The sequence below is a fragment of the Pseudomonas sp. 57B-090624 genome, from assembly GCF_003234055.1.
Classification (GTDB): Bacteria; Pseudomonadota; Gammaproteobacteria; order Pseudomonadales; family Pseudomonadaceae; genus Metapseudomonas; species Metapseudomonas tohonis.
This window is the reverse complement of record NZ_QKRU01000025.1, coordinates 23,429-44,853: the sequence shown is the minus strand read 5'-3', so window position 1 is coordinate 44,853 and position 21,425 is coordinate 23,429. Positions and strand designations below refer to the sequence as shown.

General features: G+C 70.4%; 23 protein-coding genes. 9 read left to right on the top strand and 14 right to left on the bottom strand.

What is annotated here, in order from left to right; all coding sequences use genetic code 11:
• Positions 1-65: 65 nt before the first annotated feature.
• Positions 66-347, bottom strand: coding sequence for a hypothetical protein (locus DMX10_RS13675; protein ID WP_111261574.1), 282 nt, complete (start codon positions 345-347; stop codon positions 66-68).
• Between the two features lie 180 nt (positions 348-527).
• On the bottom strand, positions 528-1,484 hold the full coding sequence (locus DMX10_RS13670) for a DMT family transporter (protein WP_256604801.1): 957 nt from the start codon (positions 1,482-1,484) through the stop codon (positions 528-530).
• Positions 1,485-1,617: 133 nt separating this feature from the next.
• Between DMX10_RS13670 and gcvA the strand changes: the two genes are divergently transcribed.
• From gcvA to DMX10_RS13655, 3 genes are all read left to right on the top strand, one after another.
• A complete protein-coding gene (gene gcvA / locus DMX10_RS13665) occupies positions 1,618-2,499 on the top strand; it encodes a transcriptional regulator GcvA (RefSeq protein WP_111261573.1) in 882 nt (293 codons plus the stop codon).
• Positions 2,500-2,509: 10 nt separating this feature from the next.
• Entirely contained in the window at positions 2,510-2,977 is a 468-nt protein-coding gene (locus DMX10_RS13660) for a GNAT family N-acetyltransferase (RefSeq protein WP_111261572.1), read from the top strand.
• Between the two features lie 99 nt (positions 2,978-3,076).
• Positions 3,077-3,565: a hypothetical protein gene (locus tag DMX10_RS13655; protein ID WP_111261571.1), complete on the top strand. Its 489-nt coding sequence runs from the start codon at positions 3,077-3,079 to the stop codon at positions 3,563-3,565.
• Positions 3,566-3,605: 40 nt separating this feature from the next.
• Here DMX10_RS13655 and DMX10_RS13650 read toward each other — a convergent pair whose 3' ends face one another.
• From DMX10_RS13650 to DMX10_RS13605, 10 genes are all read right to left on the bottom strand, one after another.
• On the bottom strand, positions 3,606-5,219 hold the full coding sequence (locus tag DMX10_RS13650) for an FMN-binding glutamate synthase family protein (protein WP_111261570.1): 1,614 nt from the start codon (positions 5,217-5,219) through the stop codon (positions 3,606-3,608).
• Between the two features lie 115 nt (positions 5,220-5,334).
• Positions 5,335-6,102 carry an ABC transporter substrate-binding protein gene (locus DMX10_RS13645; RefSeq protein ID WP_158545603.1) on the bottom strand — a complete coding sequence of 256 codons (768 nt, stop codon included), beginning with the start codon at positions 6,100-6,102 and terminating at the stop codon, positions 5,335-5,337.
• A gap of 110 nt (positions 6,103-6,212) precedes the next feature.
• The gene (locus DMX10_RS13640; RefSeq protein ID WP_111261568.1) at positions 6,213-7,331 is read right to left on the bottom strand and encodes a DUF1501 domain-containing protein; all 1,119 of its coding nucleotides are present in this window, start codon (positions 7,329-7,331) and stop codon (positions 6,213-6,215) included.
• Between the two features lie 9 nt (positions 7,332-7,340).
• The gene (locus DMX10_RS13635; protein WP_111261567.1) at positions 7,341-8,645 is read right to left on the bottom strand and encodes a DUF1800 family protein; all 1,305 of its coding nucleotides are present in this window, start codon (positions 8,643-8,645) and stop codon (positions 7,341-7,343) included.
• A 5-nt stretch (positions 8,646-8,650) separates the two neighbouring features.
• Positions 8,651-9,082 (bottom strand): periplasmic heavy metal sensor, encoded by a 432-nt coding sequence (locus DMX10_RS13630; RefSeq protein WP_111261566.1) that lies wholly within the window; start codon positions 9,080-9,082, stop codon positions 8,651-8,653.
• On the bottom strand, positions 9,079-9,381 hold the full coding sequence (locus tag DMX10_RS13625) for a hypothetical protein (RefSeq protein ID WP_111261565.1): 303 nt from the start codon (positions 9,379-9,381) through the stop codon (positions 9,079-9,081). The genes DMX10_RS13630 and DMX10_RS13625 overlap by 4 nt, the downstream gene beginning before the upstream one ends.
• On the bottom strand, positions 9,371-9,943 hold the full coding sequence (locus DMX10_RS13620) for a sigma-70 family RNA polymerase sigma factor (protein ID WP_111261564.1): 573 nt from the start codon (positions 9,941-9,943) through the stop codon (positions 9,371-9,373). Before DMX10_RS13620 ends, DMX10_RS13625 begins: the two co-directional genes overlap by 11 nt.
• 17 nt (positions 9,944-9,960) lie before the next feature.
• A complete protein-coding gene (locus DMX10_RS13615) occupies positions 9,961-10,248 on the bottom strand; it encodes a hypothetical protein (protein ID WP_111261563.1) in 288 nt (95 codons plus the stop codon).
• A gap of 9 nt (positions 10,249-10,257) precedes the next feature.
• Positions 10,258-10,812, bottom strand: coding sequence for a hypothetical protein (locus tag DMX10_RS13610; protein WP_111261562.1), 555 nt, complete (start codon positions 10,810-10,812; stop codon positions 10,258-10,260).
• 213 nt (positions 10,813-11,025) lie between these two features.
• The gene (locus DMX10_RS13605; RefSeq protein ID WP_111261561.1) at positions 11,026-11,979 is read right to left on the bottom strand and encodes a LysR family transcriptional regulator; all 954 of its coding nucleotides are present in this window, start codon (positions 11,977-11,979) and stop codon (positions 11,026-11,028) included.
• Between the two features lie 171 nt (positions 11,980-12,150).
• On the opposite strand from DMX10_RS13605, the gene DMX10_RS13600 reads away from it, so the two are divergent.
• From DMX10_RS13600 to tpx, 6 genes are all read left to right on the top strand, one after another.
• The gene (locus DMX10_RS13600) at positions 12,151-13,656 is read left to right on the top strand and encodes an efflux transporter outer membrane subunit (RefSeq protein WP_111261560.1); all 1,506 of its coding nucleotides are present in this window, start codon (positions 12,151-12,153) and stop codon (positions 13,654-13,656) included.
• Between the two features lie 10 nt (positions 13,657-13,666).
• A complete protein-coding gene (locus DMX10_RS13595) occupies positions 13,667-15,832 on the top strand; it encodes an FUSC family protein (protein WP_111261559.1) in 2,166 nt (721 codons plus the stop codon).
• Positions 15,822-16,022, top strand: a complete 201-nt coding sequence (locus tag DMX10_RS13590) for a DUF1656 domain-containing protein (protein WP_111261558.1) — start codon at positions 15,822-15,824, stop codon at positions 16,020-16,022. The genes DMX10_RS13595 and DMX10_RS13590 overlap by 11 nt, the downstream gene beginning before the upstream one ends.
• Before the next feature lie 7 nt (positions 16,023-16,029).
• Positions 16,030-16,914 carry an HlyD family secretion protein gene (locus tag DMX10_RS13585; RefSeq protein ID WP_111261557.1) on the top strand — a complete coding sequence of 295 codons (885 nt, stop codon included), beginning with the start codon at positions 16,030-16,032 and terminating at the stop codon, positions 16,912-16,914.
• A 202-nt stretch (positions 16,915-17,116) separates the two neighbouring features.
• Positions 17,117-17,371, top strand: coding sequence for a DUF2790 domain-containing protein (locus DMX10_RS13580; protein ID WP_111261556.1), 255 nt, complete (start codon positions 17,117-17,119; stop codon positions 17,369-17,371).
• A 179-nt stretch (positions 17,372-17,550) separates the two neighbouring features.
• Positions 17,551-18,048 carry a thiol peroxidase gene (gene tpx, locus DMX10_RS13575; protein WP_043244675.1) on the top strand — a complete coding sequence of 166 codons (498 nt, stop codon included), beginning with the start codon at positions 17,551-17,553 and terminating at the stop codon, positions 18,046-18,048.
• Positions 18,049-18,495: 447 nt separating this feature from the next.
• Here tpx and DMX10_RS13570 read toward each other — a convergent pair whose 3' ends face one another.
• Both DMX10_RS13570 and DMX10_RS13565 read right to left on the bottom strand, forming a co-directional pair.
• Positions 18,496-19,833 carry a TldD/PmbA family protein gene (locus DMX10_RS13570; protein WP_111261555.1) on the bottom strand — a complete coding sequence of 446 codons (1,338 nt, stop codon included), beginning with the start codon at positions 19,831-19,833 and terminating at the stop codon, positions 18,496-18,498.
• A complete protein-coding gene (locus DMX10_RS13565) occupies positions 19,833-21,299 on the bottom strand; it encodes a TldD/PmbA family protein (protein WP_371921692.1) in 1,467 nt (488 codons plus the stop codon). Before DMX10_RS13565 ends, DMX10_RS13570 begins: the two co-directional genes overlap by 1 nt.
• Positions 21,300-21,425: the final 126 nt, after the last annotated feature.

Sequence of the window (21,425 nt, the reverse complement as noted above, 5' to 3'; positions counted from 1 at the left end):
CCCTTGGGCGCGCTCATTCCCGACGGTCGCCGGGGCTGCCGACGGTTGGCGCCCCGGCAACGCCTTCAGCAACTGGAAATATCGCGAATCCAGTCGTCGATCCGCGGGCGGGGTTGCAGCAGGTCGGCGTCGGCGGCGTCCAGCCTTGGCAGGCCGTGGTGGCCGGCGCGGCGCACGTGCAGGCGGATGCGTGCCTGTTGTTCATCGAGGATGTCGCGCCCCTGGCGCAGGCGGGCCAGGAGGCGATCGTCCACCTGGTAGCTGCCACATTCCCGGCAGCGCAGGGCGAGGCCGGGGCCGCCCGAATCCAGGGGTTTGGCTTCGTGTTCGCAGATCAAGCACTTCACGTGGGGCAACTCCTTTGTCCGGTCGACGGCGGGCTTGAGTGGAGTCGCCGCCGCATTGGCCCGCGCGCGAACGCGAACCGTGCGGGACGACCTTCGCTAACCATAGACCGGGCACCGAAAGGTGAGTTGCAGATTATTTTTTGCCTTGCGTCGGGTGCCCCGTGAGGGGCTGGCAGCTTGCTAGATGTCCTTGCCGAGGAAGCTGTCGCGGTCGGTGTGGCGCGGTTTCGGGCGCAGGGCGTCGACCAGGCGGCCGTCGAGGGCGGCGAGGCCGGCGGCGATCAGGGTCATGCCGATGAAGTGCTGGGCCTCCAGCTGTTCGCCCAGCACCAGGGCGCCGAGGAGGATGGCGCTGACCGGGATGAGGAAGGTCACCAGCATCAGGTTGGTGGCGCCGGCGCTGGCGAGGATGCGGAAGTACAGCACGTAGGCCAGGGCGGTGGAGAGCAGGGCGATGCCGGCCAGCGCGGCCCAGGTGGCGGGGCCGGGCAGGGGCAGGGTCCAGGGGTGGTCCACCAGCAGGGCGACGGGGATCAGCAGCAGGGTCGAGGCGCTGATCTGCCCGGTGGCGGTGATCATCGGCGGCACGCCCATGGCCTTGAAGCGGCGGCCGAAAATACCGGCGAAGGCATAGGACAGCGCGGCGCCGAGCATCGCCAGCTGTGCCCAGATGTGGCTGCCGAGCCCCGACAGCGCGGCGGGGCCGATGAGGGTGGCGACGCCGGCCAGGCCGATGAGCACGCCGGCGAGCTTGCGGCCGGTCATCTTCTCGTCCTGGGTCAGCAGGTGCGCCACCAGCACCGAGAACAGCGGCGTGCTGGCGTTGAGGATGGAAGCCAGGCCGCTGGCAATGTGGGGCTGGCCCCAGACGATGAGGCAGAAGGGAATGAGGTTGTTGAGCAGCCCCATGGCGAAGAACGCCAGCCATACGCGGGGATCGCGCGGCATCCGCAGGCCCATGAGGTGCACCAGGGCCAGGAGGGCGATGGCGGCGAGGCCGATGCGGGCCATGACGATGCTGAAGGGGGGCAATTCCTTCACGGCGATGCCGACGAAGAAGAACGAACCGCCCCAGAGGATGGAGAGGGCCACCAGCATGCCCCATTCACGTGCGCCCATGACGTTCTGCGTGTTCATCGCCTGTCTCCTTGCTTGAGTTCCATTCGTTGCAGGCGGTCGCTTGAATGCCGTCTGTGGCTCCCTATTGTTCGGACGGGGCTCGGTATGACAAACGAGCTTTTTTCCATGGATGATCGAGTTTTTCTAAAGCATGAGCACCTTGCCTTCCCTCAGCGCGCTGCGCGCCTTCGAAGCGGCGGCCCGCCACCTCAGCGTGACCCTGGCCGCCCGTGAACTCTGTGTGACGCCGGGGGCGGTGAGCCTGCAGGTGAAGGAGCTGGAGGCGGCCCTCGGCGTGCAGCTGTTCCTGCGCCGGCCACGCAGCCTGGCCCTGACCGCCGAGGGTGCGGACTACTTCGCCACCCTGCGCACGGCCTTCCGCCTGATGCGTGAAGCCACCGCCGAGATCACCGCCCGCGCGCGGCCGGCGGTGCTCACCCTGGCCTGCACGCCGGGCTTCGCCCTGCAGTGGCTGGTGCCCCGGCTGGGTGGCTTCGAGGCGCGGATGCCGGGGATCGACGTGCGCATCAGCCCGTCCAACCGGCGCATGGATTTCGCCCTCGACGGCATCGACCTGGCGGTGCGCCACGGCTTCGGCCGCTACGAAGGGCTGGTGGCCGAGCGGCTGGTGGACGACGAGCTGGTGCCGGTGTGCAGCCCGGCGCTGGCCGCCGGTACAAGCCTGTCGACGCCCGCGCAGCTGGCGGGCTTCACGCTGCTGCACGACGAACACCGCCATGACTGGCCCCTGTGGCTGGAGGCGGCCGGCGTGCCGGGCGTGGACGCCACGCGCGGGCCGCTGTTCGTCGACAGCAACGGCGCCATCGAGGCGGCCCGGGCCGGTCTCGGGGTGGCGCTGGTGCGGCGCTCCCTTGTGCATCGCGAGCTCGCGGCCGGTACCCTGGCGGTGCTTTTCGACCAGGGCGTTGCCAGCGCCCTGGCCTATTTTCTTGTCTACCCGGCCGGCGTTCTGGAGCGTCCCGCAGTGGCGGCGTTCCGCGAATGGCTGCTGGCCGAGGCGGGCAGGGCTTGAGGAATCGAACATGGAATACCTGATCAGAACCGCCACCCCTGACGACGCTGCGGCCATCAGCCAGGTGGTGCTCACGGCGCTGGCCGAGAGCAACGCACGCGACTACCCGCCCAAGGTGATCGCCTCGGTGCAGGCGAACTTCGGCCCCGAGCAGGTGCGGGGGCTGCTGGCAGCGCGCGAGGTGCTGGTGGCGGAGGCGGCGGGCTGCGTGATCGGCACCGCCAGCCTGGACGGGGACATGGTGCGCACCGTCTTCGTCGCGCCAGGTGCCCAGGGGCTGGGCGTCGGCCGGCGGCTGATGGAACAGGTCGAGGCGCTGGCGCGGGAGCGCGGTGTCGCGGTGTTGAAGGTGCCGTCGTCGATCACCGCCGAAGGCTTCTATGCGGGGCTCGGCTTTCAGGCCGTGCAGCAGATCATCCGGGGCGAGGAGCGCACCATCGTGATGGAGCGCTCGTTGGCGGCTGCTCAGCCTGGGTGAGTGATGTGCGGTGGTCTATAAGAAGTCCTTGGCAGCGATCCTCTCGCAGATGGGCTAGGAGGCTGCCACTGACGACCCGGCCCAGCGATGGAGTGCCCTATGCCGCCCAAGAAGAAACCCGTGAATACCGCCGCCGTTGGCACCGTGCAACATGATTCGCTACCCAGGCCGGTCACCGATGAGGAATGGGCGGACTACAGCACTGCCTTCCCCGGCCTGACCCGCGCCAACGTCTACGTGACCTCCCCTGGCTGCTATGACGGCTACAACTGCATCGGCTGGACGGTGGGCGACACCACGCTCGAGTTCGATGTGGAGGCGGTCACTGGCATGGTGCAGTTCTACCTGAGCAAGGGGTTCCTCGAGGTGCCGGCGGGGGATGGGGCCGCCGATGTGGACCTCATGGCCATTTCCAACGGCCATTTCGCCAGCCATGCCACCAAGAAGTACACCGGCCCCAGGGTGCAGGGGATGCCGGACGGGCTGTGGGAGTCGAAGCTCTATCCCGGCGCACGGGTCACCCACGGGCGCCTGGAGCTTGCGGGGGAGACTTACGGTGTGCTCGTGAAGTCGTTCAGGAAAGCGTGAAGGGGACGTCCTTGTCCCCAAGGCGCAGCCAACAAGAACGTCACCAGCCGCAGGCGGCCTCGAAGCTGTCGGCGCGGGCCATTTCCCACATGCGTCCGTAGAAGTCGGCCTCGATCGTGTCCTTGAGCAGGTCACCCGGCTTGAGGAACACGTGGAGCTGGGAGAAGAGGCGGATCTCGCTGTCGGAGACGCGGCGCACCAGGTGGCGCGGCTCCAGCTGCGAGGGGTGGTCGAGGCCGGCGGCGGCAAGCATTTCGGCCAGGGCCTTGAGGGTGTTGCGGTGGAAGCTGTGCACGCGCTGGGCCTTGTCCGGCACCACCAGGGCGCGCTGGCGCAGGGCGTCCTGGGTGGCGACGCCGGTGGGGCACTTGTTGGTGTGGCAGCTCTGCGACTGGATGCAGCCGATGGCGAACATGAAGCCGCGCGCGGAGTTGGCCCAGTCGGCACCGATGGAGAGCACGCTGGCGATGTCGAAGGCGCTGACGATCTTGCCGCTGGCGCCGAGCTTGATCTTGTCGCGCAGGTTCAGCCCCACCAGCACGTTGTGCACGAACAGCAGGCCCTCGCGCAGCGGCACGCCGATGTGGTCGGTGAACTCCAGGGGCGCGGCGCCGGTGCCGCCTTCCTTGCCGTCGACGACGATGAAGTCCGGGTAGATGCCGGTGGCCAGCATGGCCTTGGCGATGCCCATGAACTCCCAGGGGTGGCCCAGGCAGAACTTGAAGCCCACCGGCTTGCCGCCGGACAGCTCACGCAGCTGGGCGATGAACTGCATCATCTCGATGGGCGTGGAGAAGGCGCTGTGGCGCGAGGGGGAGATGCAGTCCTCGCCCATCATCACGCCACGGGTCTCGGAAATCTCCTGGGTCACCTTGTGCTTGGGCAGGATGCCGCCATGGCCCGGCTTGGCGCCCTGGCTGAGCTTGATCTCGATCATCCGCACCTGCGGGTTCTGCGCCTGGGCGGCGAAGCGCTCCGGGTCGAACAGGCCGGCGGCGGTGCGGCAGCCGAAGTAGCCGCTGCCCAGCTCCCACACCAGGTCGCCGCCGTGCTCGCGGTGGTAGGGGCTGATGCTGCCTTCGCCGGTGTCGTGGTAGAAGCCGCCGAGCTTGGCGCCCTGGTTGAGGGCGCGGATGGCGTTGGCGCTGAGGGAGCCGAAGCTCATGGCCGAGATGTTGAAGATCGACGCCGAATAGGGCTGCTTGCACTGCGGCCCGCCGATTTCCACGCGGAAGGCCGACGGGTCGCTCAGCGGCGCCGGGCGCATGGAGTGGCCGATGAATTCGAAACCGGCCTCATAGACGTCCAGCAGGGTGCCGAAGGGCTTGTCGGCGCCCTCGTTCTTGGCCCGCGCGTAGACCAGCGAGCGCTGGGCGCGGGAGAACGGCAGCTTGTCGCCGTCGGCCTCCAGCAGGTACTGGCGGATTTCCGGGCGGATGCCTTCCACCAGGTAGCGGATGTTGCCCAGGATCGGGTAGTTGCGCCGCACCGCGTGGCGCGTCTGCAGCAGGTCGAGGAGGCCGACCAGAGACAGCACGCCGGTGACCAGGGTGAAGGGCCAGAGCCACTCGTGGTGGATGAAGGGCAGGGTGGCGAGGGTGAAGAGCACGCAGAAGGCGAAGAACGCGTAGCGGCTTAGAAGCGACAGGCTCATGCGGATTCCTTGTGAGAGGGCACGGGGTCAGGGTAGCGGAGCGGCAAGGGTACGCCTTGTAGCGCGGCGAGTGGCACCCTGAAGCTCGTCGGGTGAGCCCGCCAGGCGCCATGGGCTAGCGCGGCGCTGCGAAGAAGCGCCGCCACAACTCGGCCTCGCGCCCGCTGGCGCGCAGGGTGGCCAGGCCCTTGTTGAAGGCCTCCAGGTAGTGGCGGTTGCCGGCGGGTTGCGCGGCGAACAGCACGAAGTACTCCCAGCTTTGCAGCGGCGCGGTGGTGGTCAGTTGCGCGGCTTCGTCCGCCTCCAGCTTCCGGTTCACCAGCCACTGCCCGGTGCCCTTGACCATGTCCACGGCGTCGATGCGCCCGGCAGCGAGCTTGCGCAGGTTGCTGGTTTCATCGCCGCCCACCTCGTATTTCAGCAGGCCGCGCTGCTCGGCCTCTTCCAACAGCGGGGTCTTCGCCGAGCCCAGGGGCAGGCCGATGGTGAGCCCACGCAGGCGCTCCATCTCGGCGGGCGTGCCGTCCCAGTGCACCGGGTGGGCGCGGTTGTAGAAGAGCACCACCTCGTCGCTGTAGACCTGCTCGGAAAACAGGCAGCAGGCTTCGCGCTCGGGGCTGCGGCCCCACACCGCCGAGGCCTGCCAGCGGCCCTGGCGCACTTCTTCGAAGGCGCGCTTCCAGGGGAAGAAGCCGTATTCCACGGTGATGCCCTGGGTGGCGAAGGCTTCGCTGATGAGGGTGGGGATCACGCCGTTGCCGGGTTGCGAGGCGCTGATCAGGGGCGGCCACTCGCCGATGGCGATGCGGATGTGCCCCTCGGCGAAGAGCGGGCGGGCGAGGGCGAGGAGGCAGATGAGCAGCAGGACCCGGAATCGGGACATCGAATTCTCCCGGCGATGCATGCGCGGCGGCATGCCGCCCGTTCAGCCAAGCACAGGGCATGCCGGCCCGCCAGCCCGTCACGGCATGTTCATCGGGGCTCTGTTGGGGTTCATGCGAACAGCCGGCCCAGGCCGCCCAGCGCACGGCTGCCGGGCAGGATGCGCTCGGCGATCAGCGCGTCGGGCAGCCCCAGGTGCTGTTCCAGAACGGCGTGGATCAGCCCGCGCAGATCGTTCGCCGGTGGCAGGTCGCGGTCCTGGTAGAGGCGCGCGAGCCCCGGCCAGTCGCCCAGCCAACGGCCGCCCTTGAGCCCGCCGCCCAGCAGCATGGCCAGGCTGGCGGTGCCGTGGTCGGTGCCGCCGCTGCCGTTGCCCCGGGCGGTGCGGCCGAACTCGGTGACCACCAGCACGGCGGTGTTGCGCCAGTGCGCGCCCATGTCTTCGCGGAAGGCCAGCAGCCCCTTGGCCAGCAGTTCCAGTTGGGTGGCCAGGCGACGGTTCTGGTTGACGTGGGTGTCCCAGCCGTTGAGGTCGAGGCTGCCCAGGCGCGCCTCGCCCGTCATGAAGTGTGCAGCCTGGCGGCACAGGGCGACGAAGGCCTGTGGCCCGCGCCCGCCCTCCATGCCGCCCATGGGGCCGGCGTCGTCGAGGGTGCCGGCCAGCAGCGTGTCTTCCTGGTACATGGCCATCACCCGCTGGAGGAAGTCCTCGTCCACGCCGGGCAAGGTGGAGGGCGACCAGGAGCCGGCACGGGCCGGCCCGCGCAACAGCAGCGGCATGCTGGCGCCCAGGGCCATGGCGTGAGCGCCGGGCAGGGCGCCGAGGGTGCGGTTGAGCCAGCCGCTGTCCAGGCCGTGGGCCTTGTCGCCGCCGTTCTCCAGCACGTCCTGGGCGTCGAAGTGGGAGCGCTCGCGGTAGGGGGTGGCGCAGGCCGGCAGGAGCAGCAGCTCGCCCGAGCGCCACAGTGGCTGCAGCGGCCCCAGGGCGTTGTGCAGGGCGAAGGTGGCGTCCAGCTCCAGCAGCCCGGGAGCGCCACCGGCCAGCTCGCGACGCAGGTCGTGGTAGCGGTCGTCGGCGTGGGGCACCAGCACGCCGAGGCTGTCCATGCCGCCGCGCAGTATCACCACCAGCAGGCGGGCGTCCCCCGGTGCGGCGGCGAGGCGCAGCGGCAGGGCGCCGGCGACCCCGAGCAGGGCGGCGTGGATGAGCAGTTGGCGGCGGCTGATCATGGGGGCACCTCAGCGGCGTTGGAATTCGGGGCTGGCCAGCAGCAGGGCGAAGGCGTCCTGGGCGCTGGCGGCACGGGCGATGGTGCGCCGGCTGTTGTCCCCCAGCAGCGGGCCCAGGGCCTGGTCGGCGATGGCCATCGGGTCTGGCGCGGGTGGCAGGCGCTGGCCCAGGCGGTGAGCCCAGCTGACGCGCTTGAGGATGGCGTTGGGGGCGTTCCAGTCGCTGGCGGTGTCCGGCAGCCCGGCGGGGGACGGGGCGTTGAAGGGGCGGGCGTCGAGCGCCTCCAGCCCCTGGATCACCTGCATGGGCTCGGGCACCAGCTGGCACAGGCGCAGGCTGGCCAGGGCGAACTCGTAGGGGGTCTTCAGCTTGGCCAGGGGCTGGGCCCAGGCCTCGTCGCTGCCGATCAGCGCGGCCATCACCCGGGCCAGGTCGCCGTCGCTGTCCTGCCAGGTGCGCGCCAGGCGCTCCACCAGGGCCGGCGGCGGCTGGTCGGCGACGAAGTGGCGGGCCAGCTTGGTGCACAGGTGGCGGGCGGTGGCCGGATGGCGGGCGAGCAGGCGCAGGGCCTGTTCGCCTTCGGCTTCGCCGGCCTCGCCGAAGGACTGGCCCAGCAGCGTCTTGGTGCCGGGCTGGTGCAGTTCCGGGCGGTAGGCGTGACGCGCCACCGGACCGTCGTCGCCACGGGCCAGGCTCCAGCCGGTGAGGATGCGCGCCAGGGCGATGACGTCGTTTTGGCCGTAGGGGCCGTCGACGCCCAGGGTGTGCAGCTCCAGCAGCTCGCGGGCGAAATTTTCGTTCAGGCCACGGTCGCGGCGGCGCCCGGCGCGGGAGTCGGGGCCCACCGATTGGGCGTTGTCGAGGTAGAGCAGCATGGCCGGGTGGCGTGCCACGGCCAGCAGCATGTCTGCGAAGCGGCCGCTGACATGGGGGCGGATGGCCTCCACCTCGTAGCGGTTGGCCAGGCCCGCCACCACCGGCTTCTGCACCGAGACGCAGAAGTGGTTGCTCCAGAACATCACCAGGCGCTCGTGCAGCGGACGCTCGCTTTGCAGCTGCACGACGAAGCGCCGGGCGCTCTGCTCCAGGTAGCGCTGGCGGGCGTCGCGCATCAGCTGCTGGCGGGCGGCGGCGTCGCCCCGGGCACCCAGGGCGGCAGGTGGCGTGCTGGCGATGCCTTGCAGGGCCTCGGGCAGCGGGGCTGGGCGCAGCTGGGCCAGCAGCCAGGCGCGGGGCTCGCCGATAGACACGGCCTCGTCACCCCGGGGGCCGAGGCCGAAGCGTTGCAGGGCGTGGCTCGTGGCCCGGTCCATGGCGGCTAGCGCAGCAGGGCTGGGCGCGCCAGCAGCTGGCGGCGCTGCTCGGCGGGCAGTGTGTCGGCGATCTCCAGCAGCATGGCCTGGGCGGCGGCCTGCAGCTCGCCGGTGGCCTGCCGCTGGCGGGCGAAGCTCTGTTCCAGGGCGGCGCGGTCGAGGCTGGGCTCGCCCAGCTGTTGCAGCAACTGCTGGCGGTTGTCGCGGTTGGCGGCGGCCAGCCGGCGCAGCTCCGCCGCGTGCTCACGGACGATGCCGCGCACCTCGCGACGCTGCTCGGGCGGCAGCTCCTGCACCCGCGCCAGCAGTTGGCGCATGGGCTGGCTCTGCAGGCCGGCGACGGCGGTGGCCGGGCGGGCGATCAGCCAGCCGGCGAGGAAGGCGTTGGCGGCGATGGACAGCAACAGCGCGCCGCCGAGTAGCCAGGTCCTGTTCATGGTTCCTCCGTCCACAGCAGTTGGTCCACGGCCTGGGCGGCCAGCACCAGGTCGTCGTCGGGGCCCGGGCCGGTGAAGTGGCCGGCGAGCAGGCCGAGCACCCCGCACAGGGCGACGCTGGCGAGCTTCACCTGCCAGCCGTAGCCCCAGTTCTCCAGGGCCTTCGCCAATTGGCGGCGCCAGCCCTGGCGCTGGGGTTGCGCGGTGGCGTGGGCGACGATGCGCGCGGCGAGGCCCGCCGGCGGCGTCGGTTGCGGCTGCGCGGCCAGGTGTCGGTGCAGGTCCTGTTCATCGTTCATCGGTGTTCTCCTCGTTCGGGCGGCCGGGCAGCCAGCGCCGCAGTTGCGCGCGGGCGCGGCCCAGCAGCCCCTCCAGTGCCTTGATATGCACCCCCATCAGCTCCGCCGCCTGGGGGTTGCTGTACTCCTCGAAGTAGCAGAGCACCACGGCCATGCGTTGCTTGTCGGGCAGGCGCTGCACCACCCGTTGTACCTCGGCGGCCTCGCGGGCGCGCTGCACTTCGGCGGCGGTGTCGGCGTCGGGGTCGAGCAGCTCCTCCAGCAGGGCGTCGATGTCCTGCTCGGGGCGGCGCTTGCGGCGGCGCAGCTGGTCCAGGCACTGGTTGACCAGGATGCGATGCAGCCAGGTGGTGAACAGCGCCCGGCCCGGTTGCCAGTCGGCGGCGTGGGTCCAGATGCGGGTGAAGGCTTCCTGGGCGGCGTCCTCGGCATCGGCCTGCTCGGGCAGCACCCGCCGGGCGATGGCGTAGGCGCGGGGCAGGTGGCGGTTTACCAGGGCGGCGAAGGCGCGCGGGTCGCCTTCGGCCACGGCGGCCATCAACTGCTCGTCATCGAGTTCCATCCGTCAGTGGGCCGGCTTCAGGGGAACTGGCCGCCCTGGCGCTGTTGCGCCTGCTGCCGCAGCTTGCCGATTTCATCCTGGGTGATGCGGCCGTCGTGGTTGGCGTCCAGGCGCTGGAACTGCTTCTCGGCGTGGGCCAGGTACTCCTCGCGGGAGATGGCGCCGTCGCCGTTGCTGTCCATGGCCTTGACGCGCTCCTGCATGCGCTCCTGGAGCATCTCGCGGCGGCTGCCGTCGCCGGCGGCCTGGGCGCTGAGGCTGGCGCCGAGGAGCAGGGCCAGGCACAGGCTGTGAAAGGGTTTCATGAAGTCACCTCAGGGGTTCGGGGTCAGGGTGAGGCTACCGGTGCGGGTCTCGCCCTGGCTGCCGGTGACGCTGCGGGAAAGGGTGTGGCTGTCGCGGTCGAAACTGTAGCTGGCCGAGCGTTGCGTCGTCTCGCCTGCTGCGTTGGTGACCTGGGTCTGGCGGGTGAGGCCGTCGTCGCCGCGCTGGGACTGCTGGCTGAAGGTTCCGCTGCGGCCGTCGGCGGTGGTCCAGGTGCCGCTGCTCTGGCCGTCGGCGTGGGTGCCTTCCAGGGTGACGCCACGGCCATCGGCACCGCTGCTGCTGCGGCTGAACTGGCCGCTGTCGCGGTCGTAGCGGGTGGTGCTGGTGCGACTCGAACTGCGGCCGTCGTCGCCGGTGACGCTGCGCTGGCGGGTCAGCCCGTCGGCCAGGTTGCCGCTGCGCTGGGTCTGCCAGGTGCCGGCCTGGCCACGGCCGGTGACGAAGCCACCCGTGTGTTGGCGTTCCCTGGCCTCGGCCAGGCCGGCGCACAGCAGGAGCAGGCAGAGCAGGTGGGGCAGGGCGTTGCGCAGGGTGGCGTTCATGGGAGCCTCGTTGCCGGGAAAAGGGCGGGTTCGAGGGTTGTACGACGGCGATGGGGAAGCCCCTGCGTTTATTTTTTGAAGGCACCGGGATGGGGCGGACGCCGGGTACAGCTCCGTGTGATCGGGTGCTCCGCTTGGTGGATGGGTGAAGCGTCATCCACCGGCGGAGCCCGGCGTGACGACGGATGCGGGGCTGGTGAGGCGGTGTTCAGCCTACGGCTGCGGTGGCAAGGCGTTGCTGCAGGCGGTGATCACGGCGTCGTCGGCCTTGAGGCGGTCGGGGAGGAAGTCGCGGAGGAATTCCACCCAGGTGCGGATCTTCGCGTCGAGGAACTGCCGCGACGGATAGAGGGCGTAGATGCCCAGGGGGAACAGGCTGTGGCGCGGCAGCACGCGTACCAGGCTGCCGTCGGCGAGGCCCTTCACGGCGGAGTACACCGGCAGCACGCCGATGCCCATGCCGGCGATCAGCGCCTCGGTCATGGCGTCGGCGGTGTTGGCCTGGAAAGGGGTGTGGTTGATGGAGATCATCTGCTGCCCGTCCGGGCCCTCGAACAGCCATTTGTCCAGGGCCATCACCGAGTTCACCAGGCGCAGGCAGCGGTGCTGGGTGAGGTCCGACGGCTGGCGCGGGGCGCCGTGTTTCGCGATGTAGGCGGGGGAGGCGCAGAGCACGCTGTAGGTGGTGCCGAGCTGCTTGGAGATGAAGCCCGAGTCGGGCAGCTCCTGGGCGATCACCACCGAGATGTCGTAGCCCTCGTCGAGGATGTCGGTGGTGCGGTTGGCCAGGGTCAGGTCGAAGCTCACGTCCGGGTAGGTCTCGCTGTACTGGGCGATGGCCTTGATCAGGTAGTGCTGGCCGATGCCGGTCATGGCGTGGACCTTGAGGTTGCCGGCGGGGCGGGCGTGGGCCTCGCTGGCTTCGGCCTCGGCCTCCTCGATGTAGCCGAGGATCTGCTCGCAGCGCAGCAGGTAGCGCTGGCCGGCTTCGGTGAGGGCGATGCGACGGGTGGTGCGGTGCAGCAGGCGGGTACGCAGGTGGGTTTCCAGGGTGGCCACGGCGCGCGATACGTAGGAGGTGGTGAGGTCGAGGCGGGCCGCCGCAGCGGTGAAGCTGCCGGTTTCGGCCACGCAGACGAAGGCGCGCATGTTGAAGAGGATGTCCATTAAGGGCTCCGGCCTGGAAGGGGTGCGAATTCTGGCATGAAGTGCCGAGGGGATTATGGCCGATCAGTACACAATGAATCGCCTATCCGAGCGCTTATCCCGAAGCCGGGCCACACATAGAATCGCCGCCGTTTCGGGCCTTTCAGGTCCTTGCCTCAGGATGTGCCGCACGTGCCCCGCAATCGTCGGCCCGGGTTGACCCGAGCCAGTCTGTTCGCCGTCTTCCCGCTTCTGTGTTCCTGTATCGATTCCTCCGGCCTCGCGCCATCCTCCCGGCCCCTGGACGCCCATGAACTGGCGCCGGGCGCCGCCATCACCGCCGCTCGGGCCGAGGCCGGTTGGCCCGCCGGGCAGTGGTGGCGCGCCTATGGCGACCCGCAGCTGGACCGCTGGATGGACCGCGCCCTGGCCGGCAGCCCGAGCCTGGCCATGGCCGCCGCGCGGGTGCGCCAGGCCCGGGCGCGGGCCGGGGTGGTGGAAGCCGACGAGGCGCCGCAACTGGGCCTGGACGCCAGCCTGCAACGCAAGCGCTGGCCCGACGATGCCTTCTACGGCCCCGGCGACCTGGCCCGCAGCAGCAGCTGGAACAACACCAGCCAGCTGGGCTTTTCCTACCCGCTGGATATCTGGGGCCGCGAGCGCAGCCGTGGCGAGTCGGCCCTCGACCAGGCCCGGGCGACGGCGAGCGAGGCGCGCCTGGCGGCCCTGGAGCTGCAAGGCAACCTGGTGCGCAGCTACATAGGCCTGGCCCTGCACCACGCCGAGCTGGATATCGCCGAAGCCGAGCTGGCCCGCCAGGAACAGCTGCTGGCGCTGGTTCGCCAGCGCCGCCATGACGGCATCGGCACCGGCCAGGAGGAGGCCCGCGCGCAGTTGGGCCTGCCCGAGGCCCACCGGCAGATCGACCTGCTGCACGAGGCCATCGCGCTGGACCGCAACCAGCTCGCCGCCCTGGCCGGCGCCGGCCCGGGGGAGGGCGAGGCGCTGCAACGCCCGGCCCTGTCGCCGCTGCTGGACCTGGGCCTGCCGCCGCGCCTGCCCCTGGAGCTGCTCGGCCACCGGCCGGACCTGGTGGCCGCGCGCTGGCGCGTGGCGGCCGAGGCACGGGGCATCGAGGCGGCGAAGGCGGACTTCTACCCCAACGTCGATCTGCTCGGCGGCCTCGGCAGCTCGGCGGTGCAGGGCGGGGTACTGGACTTCCTGCGCTATGACAAGCTGACCTGGGGCCTGGGCCCGGCGCTGTCCCTGCCCGTCTACGACGGTGGCTTGCGCCGTGGCCGCCTGGCCGAGGCGGGGGCCGGCTACGACCTGGCGGTGCAGGGCTACAACCAGGCGCTGGTGCAGGCGATCAAGGGTGTGGCCGATGCCCTGGTGCGGCTGAAATCCCTGCGCGAGCAGCAGCACCTGGCTGCCGAGTCGGTGACCCAGGCGCAACACGCCTTCGACCTGGCCCAGCTGGCCCGCCAGCGCGGCCTCACCGACCAGCGCGCGGTGCTGGAGGCGCAACCGGCGCTGCTCCAGGCCCAGCGCCTGCAGCAACGGGTGCGCGCCGCACGCCTGGTGGCCCAGGCCGACCTGCTGCTGCAACTGGGCGGCGGTGTGCTGCCCGGTGCCTCGGGGCCGCAGCCCCGCGAGCTTGAGCCCGGCGAACCCACGTTGCGATTGACCCACCCCTGAGACGACGACCATGACCACGACCCTGCGCCGCGAGCTGGCCCATTGGGCACGCACCGAAGGCCTCACCTGGGTGTTCATCCTCAAGGCCCTGCTCACCGCCTTCATCGCCCTCTGGCTGGCCTACCGCCTGGAGCTGCCGCAACCCGGCACCGTGCTGGTGACGGTGTTCATCGTCATGCAGCCGCAGAGCGGCCAGGTATTGGCCAAGAGCTTCTACCGCATCATCGGCACCCTGCTGGGGCTGACGGTGATGGTGGCGCTGATCGCCCTGTTCAACCAGGAACGGGTGCTGTTCATGCTCAGCGTGGCCATCTGGATCGGCCTGTGCACCGCCGGTGCCGCGCGCTACCGGGATTTTCGCGGCTACGCCTGCGTGCTGGCCGGCTACACGGCGGTGATCATCGGCCTGCCGGCGACCCTGCACCCGGAGGGCGCCTTCATGCAGGCGCTGTGGCGGGTGCTGGAGATCACCCTGGGCATCCTCTGCACCGGGCTGGTCAACGCCCTGGTGCTGCCGCAGACCAGCAGTGCCGATCTGCGCGCCACCTTGCAGGCGCGCTTCCGCGACTTCGCCGCCTTCGCCTGCGAGGGGCTGGCCGGGCGCCTGGACAGCGAGCGCTTCGAGGCGCTCAACGCGCGCTTCGCCGCCGCCGCCGTGGGCCTGGAGAACCTGCGCAACGCCACCGCCTTCGAGGACCCGCACATGCGCTTGCGCGCCGGGCGCCTGGGGCGGCTGAACAACGAGTTCATGGTGCTTTCCACGCGCTTCCACGCTTTGCACCAGTTGCTCAACCGCCTGGCCGAGCCGGCCGGCGGTCAACGGGTGCGCGAGGCCCTGGCCCCGCCCCTGGCGGAGGTGGCGGCATTGCTCGCCGCCCAGCGCGAGCGTCTGGGCAGCGACGCCGAGGCGGCGGAGTTCGCCGGGCGCCTGGCAGCCTGCCGGCAGGAACTGATGCAGCTGATCCGCGCCGGGCGCGGGCGCCTGGCCGTGCAGCAGGTGGACGAGGCCGGCGCGCTGGATTTCGATACCGCCGCCGAGCTGCTGTTCCGCTTCGTCGACGACCTCCACGGCTACGCCCTGACCCTGGCCTCGCTGCTGGACCACCGCCACGCCCGCGAGGACTGGCGGGAGAGCTTCCGCCCCCGCGCCAACCCCCTGGCCGCCGCCGTGGCCGGCATGCGCAGCAGCCTGCTGATCCTCGCCCTGGGCACCTTCTGGATGGCCACCGCCTGGCCGGCCGGGGAGACCTTCACCATGACCGTGGGGATGATCTCGGCACTGGCGTCGTCATCCTCCAACCCCAAGCGCCTGGCCCTGCAGCTGACCATCGGCGCCACCGGCGGCGCCGTGGCCGGTATCGCGACCACCTTCTGGGTGCTGCCCTGGCTGGACGGCTTCGCCATGCTCTGCTGCGCCCTGGCACCCACCTTCGCCCTGGGCGCGCTGCTGCTCTCGCGCAGCCAGTGGTCGGGCTACGGCGTCGGTTTGCTGGTGTGGTTCTGCCTGCTGTCGCTGCCGGCCAACCTGACCCACTACGACCCCTACCGGCTGTTCAACGAGTACCTGGCGGTGCTGCTGTCCATGACCCTGGCCACCCTGGCGGCGGCGCTGATCCTGCCGCCCAACCGGCCCTGGCTGTGGCGGCGCCTGGAGCACGACCTGCGCCTGTGCGCGGTGCACACCGTGAGTGGGCGAATCCGTGGGCTGGTGAGCGGCTTCGAGAGCGGCACCCGGGACCTGCTGGCCCAGGCCTACGCCTTCTCCGCCGGGCGCCCCGACGTGCAGCGTCGCCTCTTGCGCTGGATGTATGCGGTGCAGGAAGTGGGGCACGCGGTGATCGAGCTGCGCCTGGAGCAGGCGCGGTTGCCGGCGCTGTCGTGCTACGCCGAGTCCATGCCCTGGCGCCAGGCGGTGCGGGTGATGGGCCGCGCGCTGATCCGCCTGTTGATCCAGCCTGGCGAGGCCAACCGCCTGCGCGCGCTGCAGGCGGTGGAGCAGGCCATCGAGGCGGTGCGCGCCACCCCCGAGCCCTGCGCGCCGCAGTTCGAGACCTCGCCGCTGCGCCGCCTGCAGAGCTACCTGCACTTCATCCGCACCTCCTTGCTCGACCCGCTGGCGCCCTGGGCCGATGCCCCCGAGCCCGCGCCTGCCCCGGTACTCGCCCATGCCCCGTGAGATCGCCCTGCACGGCGTCTACCTGCCGAGCCTGACGCTGCTGTTCCTCCTGGCCCTGGCCGGCGGCTGGGTGCTCGACCGCCTGGCCGCGCGCCTGGGGCTGTACCGGCACGCCTGGCACCCGGTGCTGCTGCGGGTCAGCCTGTTCACCTGCCTGTACGGCGCCCTGGCGCTGGCCACCTACCGTTGAGAGACCCCTGTCCGTGAAACGAATCATCAGTGTCGTCGCGACCCTGCTCATCCTCGCCCTGGCGGTGACCGTGGTGCACCAGCTCTGGCAGCACTACATGGAGTCGGCCTGGACCCGCGACGGCCGGGTGCGCGCCGACGTGATCAACATCGCCCCCGACGTCGCCGGGCTGGTGGTGGAGGTGCCGGTGCGCGACAACCAGGCGGTGAAGGCCGGCGACGTACTGCTGCGCATCGATCCCTCGCACTACGCGCTGGCGGTGAGCGAGGCGGAGGCGGAGGTGGACGCCGCCCGCGCGGAGCTGGACATGCGCCGCCTCAACGCCCGCCGCCGCGCCGACATGGACGACCTGGTGGTGTCGCGGGAGAGCCGCGAGGACGCCGGCCACATCGCCACGGGTGCCGAGGCACGCTACCGCCGCGCCCTGGCCCGGCGTGATGCCGCGCGGCTGGACCTGGAGCGCACCGAGGTGCGCGCGCCGGTGGACGGCTACGTCACCAACCTCAACGTCTACCGGGGCGACTACGCGCGCACCGGCCAGGCCAGCATGGCGCTGGTGGACGGGCGCTCGTTCTACGTCAACGGCTACTTCGAGGAGACCCGCCTGCCGCGCATCCGTGTGGGCGCGAAGGTGGAGATGCGCCTGATGAGCGGCGAACGCCTGCTGGGCCATGTCGACAGCATCGCCCGGGGCATCTACGACCGCGACAACCCGGAAAGCCGCGAGCTGGTGGCGGACGTCAACCCGACCTTCAACTGGGTGCGCCTGGCCCAGCGCGTGCCGGTGCGCATCCACCTGGACGAGGTGCCCGAAGGGCTGGCGCTGTCCGCCGGGATGACCTGCACCGTGGTGGTGGACGAAGGGCAGGGCGCGGACGCCTCGCGGGGCTGAGGGATTGTTGATCCAGCGGCCACAGTCCTTGTGCTGGATCGCTCTGTAAGCACCGGGTGGCGCTCCTTAAAATCGTCCTGCCTCCCACGACGAGGCACATGCTGATCTACCTCACCGTGTTTGCGGTGTTGCGCTGTACCTTCGGCCCGTTCGTGGAGAGCGGGCCGAAGCCCCCTCCCAAGGCAATTCGGATAACAGATCAATGAAAGCGTTCATGTTGCTGGCCCTGGCCGGCCTGTCTCCTCTCGTCTTCGCTGCCGCCCCCGAACAACCCGCTCCCACCCAGGCCGAGCAGTACCACTACGGCATGGAGCTGGACATCGCCCGGGTCATCTCCCGCAGCGAAGTCCCCGACGTCTGCGGCGTGGTGCCGGCCTACCTGACCTACGAGGACCACCAGGGCAAGGTCCACCGCCTCGAATACATGGTGTTCGGCAATGGGTGCTCCAACGGTTGAGCCCAGCCGCTCGACGTGACAGATGCCCGGCCTCATGAGCCGGGCATTGTCGTTTCTGGGGGAGCCATCGGGTGCGTGTGACGTTTGGATTAAATATCTGACTTGCCGGTCGGAATTCATTATCCTGCGGCACTCTTGCTTGCAGTACAGAACAACCCATCAATAAAAGGATCAACTCCATGGCTCAAGTAACCCTCAAGGGCAACCCCGTCAGCGTCGATGGCCAACTGCCGGCCAAAGGCGCCCAGGCACCGGCTTTCAGCCTGGTCGGCGGCAACCTGGCGGACGTGACCCTGGCCAGCCTGAGCGGCAAGCGCAAGGTGCTGAACATCTTCCCGAGCGTCGACACCCCCACCTGCGCCACCTCCGTGCGCAAGTTCAACGCCGAAGCCAGCAAGCTGGCCAATACCGTGGTGCTGTGCATCTCCGCTGACCTGCCGTTCGCCCAGGCGCGCTTCTGCGGCGCTGAAGGCCTGGAGAACGTGATCAACCTGTCCACCATGCGTGGCGCGCAGTTCCTCAAGGACTACGGCGTCGCCATCGCCAACGGCCCCCTGGCCGGCATCGCCGCCCGCGCCGTTGTCGTGCTGGACGAGAACGACAAGGTGCTGCACAGCGAGTTGGTCGGCGAAATCGCCGACGAGCCGGACTACGCAGCCGCCATCGCCGCGCTCTGATCGGGCGAGGGTGACGAAAAGGGAGGCCATTGGCCTCCCTTTTTCTTTGGGCGCGATTTCATGGCCCAACGCCGCGATGTATGGCCTCGCTGCGGGCATTCCCTGTGGGAGCGGCTTCAGCCGCGAAGGACCCACCGCCGGCACCGGGCTGCGAGTGGGCGGATGTTTCATCGCGAATGAATTCGCTCCCACGGGTTCGAGCAACAGCTTCGCGAGCAGAGCTCGCTCCTACGAGGCGTGCCAGGGCCGACCGACGGGGTTGCGCGGGGCCATCTGCGGCGTTGACCCGTGTGTAGGGTGGAGGTCGCTCTTTACCTCCACCAGCGGTGTGTGGCGGGGCGCCGATGGTGGATGGGTGAAGCGCCATCCACCCTACGCACCGGTCGGCTCCGCAGGGCGGGTGAAGCCCGCTCCCGGGCTGAAGCCCGGGCTACGGGGGGTGTGGCGCTATAGCGTGAGCTGCAGGCGCTTGACCAGGGCGCCGGGGAGCTGGGAGGAGAGGGTCTGGCGTTCGCCGTAGGTGCTGGCGGAGAGGCGCAGCTGGCGTTCGGCGGTGAGGGCTTCGAGCTGCTCGCCGAAGAGGTCGAAGAGGCTGTCGTCGAAGCGCATGGTGCTGACCGGAGCCTGGATGCGGCCGTCTTCCACCCAGAAGGTGGCGAAGCGGGTCATGCCGGTGATGCGGGCGGCGGGCAGGTCGGACCAGTTCAGGTACCAGAGGTTGCCGATGTAGAGCCCGGTACCGAGGGCGGCGAGGGCGTCGGCTTCGGGCAGGGTGCCGGCGTCCATCACCAGGGCCAGGGGATTTTCGTCGCCGCTGGCGCCGTTGCCGGGCAGGCCGTATTCACGGGCGCTGCGCGAGCCCACCAGGCGGCCGGTGAGGCGACCCTGCTGGATGAGCGCGACGTCGCTGCGCGGCGAGCCTTCGGCGGTGAACGCCGGCGAGAGGGCGCCGGCCACCTGCTCGTGCAGGCCCAGCAGCGGGCTGAAGCGGGCGCCGTCGTCCAGGCGCTGCAGCGGGCTTTCCTTGCTGGCCAGGGCGCGGGCGGAGAAGCCCCCCCAGCAGAGCATGCCGGTGATCTCCTCCAGCGCCGCCGGGGCGATGTAGGCGCGGTAGCCGCCTGGGGCGAGGATGCGCAGCGGCTTGCCCAGGTGCTCCAGCTGGGCACGGGCGGCGGCGAAGCGGCGGAGGAATTCCTCATCGCTCCAGCCCTGGCCGGCGTAGTCGGCCTTCACCGCCTGGCCGTTGGCGTGGAACAGGCTGAAGTCGAAGTTGAAGCAGTGGGCGCTGTGCCAGCCGAAGGCGCCCCAGCTGTTGGCGAAGCCCCGGTAGAGCGGGCCGGCGGCGTAGATGCCGACCATATCCAGCCCCTCGGCGGCGGCGCTGATGCAGGGCAGCACGGCGGCCGGGTCGGGCAGCGGCTGGCTGTCGACATGGCGGCGCTGCCAGGGCGTGCGGTCGGGCATCAGGTAGGGGTCGGGCGGCAACTGGCCGATCACCGCGCGCAGGCGTTCGAGGCCGTCGGCCAGGCGCTGGCGGTCTTCGTCCGGCTGGCCGGAAAGGGTGACGGCCATCTGCGCCTGGCGCTCGGCGGCGATCAGCTGCAGGGTGGCGCCGGCCTGGGACACATGGCCGGCCTGGCGCACGCGGGCGTGGTTGAAGCGGATGAAGTCGGAGGCCTCGGCGCTGTACCACAGGGTGAAATCCTCGCCGGGGCGCATGGCCTGGCGCAGGGAGTCGGCGAGGGCGGCGAAGCCGGCTTCGCGGGTGTCGATCTGGATGCTCATCAGGCGGCACCTCCGAATACGTCGACCTGGCTGAACACGCAGGCGGGGGACGCGTGGCCCACCCTCACCACCTGGTTGGGCTCGCCCTTGCCGCAGAAGGGCGTGCCGAGCACTTCGAAGGTGCTGGCATCGCCCACCGCCGCGAGGCTGCGCCAGAAGCTGGCGGAGATGCCCCGGTAGTTGGGGTTCTTCACCACGCCCTTGAGCTCGCCGTTCTCGATGAGCTGGCCCCATTCGCAGCCGAACTGGAACTTGTTGCGCGCGTCGTCGATGGACCAGGAGCGGTTGGTGGTCATCAGGATGCCGCGCTCGATGCCGCCGATCAGCTGCTCCAGGCGCTGGTCGCCGGGCTCGATGTTGAGGTTGGCCATGCGGTCGATGGGCGCGCGGTTCCAGCTGCAGGCGCGGCTGTTGGCGACCCCCGGCAGGCCGCTGCGTTGCTGCGAGAGGGCGCCGCCGAGGGGCCGCAGGAGCAGGCCCTTCTCGATCAGCAGGGTTTTTTGGGCGGCACTGCCGTCGTCGTCGTGGCCGTAGCTGGCCAGTTCCTCGGGGATGCCCGGGTCGAAGCTGACGTTGAGCAGCGCCGAGCCGTACTGGTAGTGGCCGAAGTCTTCCTGGCGGATGAAGCTGGTGCCGGCGTAGTTGCGCTCGTCGCCGAGGATGCGGTCCAGCTCCAGCGGGTGGCCGATGGATTCGTGGATCTGCAGCATCATCTGCTCGGGCATCAGCAGCAGGTCACGCGGGCCTTCCGGGGTGTTGGGCGCCAGCAGCAACTGCAGCGCCTCGTCGGCCACGCGGGGCGCCGAGCCGCGCAGGCCCAGGCGCCGGATGACCTCGGCGCCGCCCTGCTGGCCGCCGTGGTAGCCGCCGAAGCTGCGGGTCTGGCTGTCGTGGCCGTCGAAGGCGGTGACGCTGGCGCCGGGGTAGACGAATTGCAGCTCCTGCCAGTGTTCGGCGCCGGCGCTGTTGAGGTAGAGCTGCTCGTGGCGGTCGACGCTGAGCAGCAGGGTCCAGTTGACCAGGCGCGGGTCGGCGGGCACCGCGGCGGACTCCTCGCGCAGCAGCTCGATGCGCTCGGCGATGCCGGGCAGCGGCTGGTCGAGGCCGGGGGAGCGGTACTCGGCGCGGCCCTGGGGCGGGGCGACGCGGGCGTCCACCAGGTTGTGCGGGGTGATCAGCCGGGCGCGCGCCTCGGCCAGGTCGAGGGCGCGCTGCAGGCCTTCGCTGCTGAGGTCGCTGGTGGCGGCATAGGCTTCGACGCCATTGATACGCACGCTGAGCATGGCGCCCAGGTCGCTGGAGAAGAACGGTGGCTCGGCGACGTTGCGCCGCACCCGGCAGTGCTCGCCGCTCTGGCGGACGATGCGCAGGGCGTGGAAGTCGGCGCGGCTGCGCAGGGTGGAGAACTGCTGCTTGAGTCGTTCGAACACGGGGCACTCCCAGGAAGCGGAAAGGCGAGCGCGCATGGTCGCGCGGGGCGCCTTCGGGGACAAGGGCGGGCGCGGAAAGGAGATGTGACATTTGCGCAGGTGGCCGCGAGGCGGCGCCACCGCTCAAGGGCGCGCCGGAGGGGCGGTAAGGATTGGGTAAAT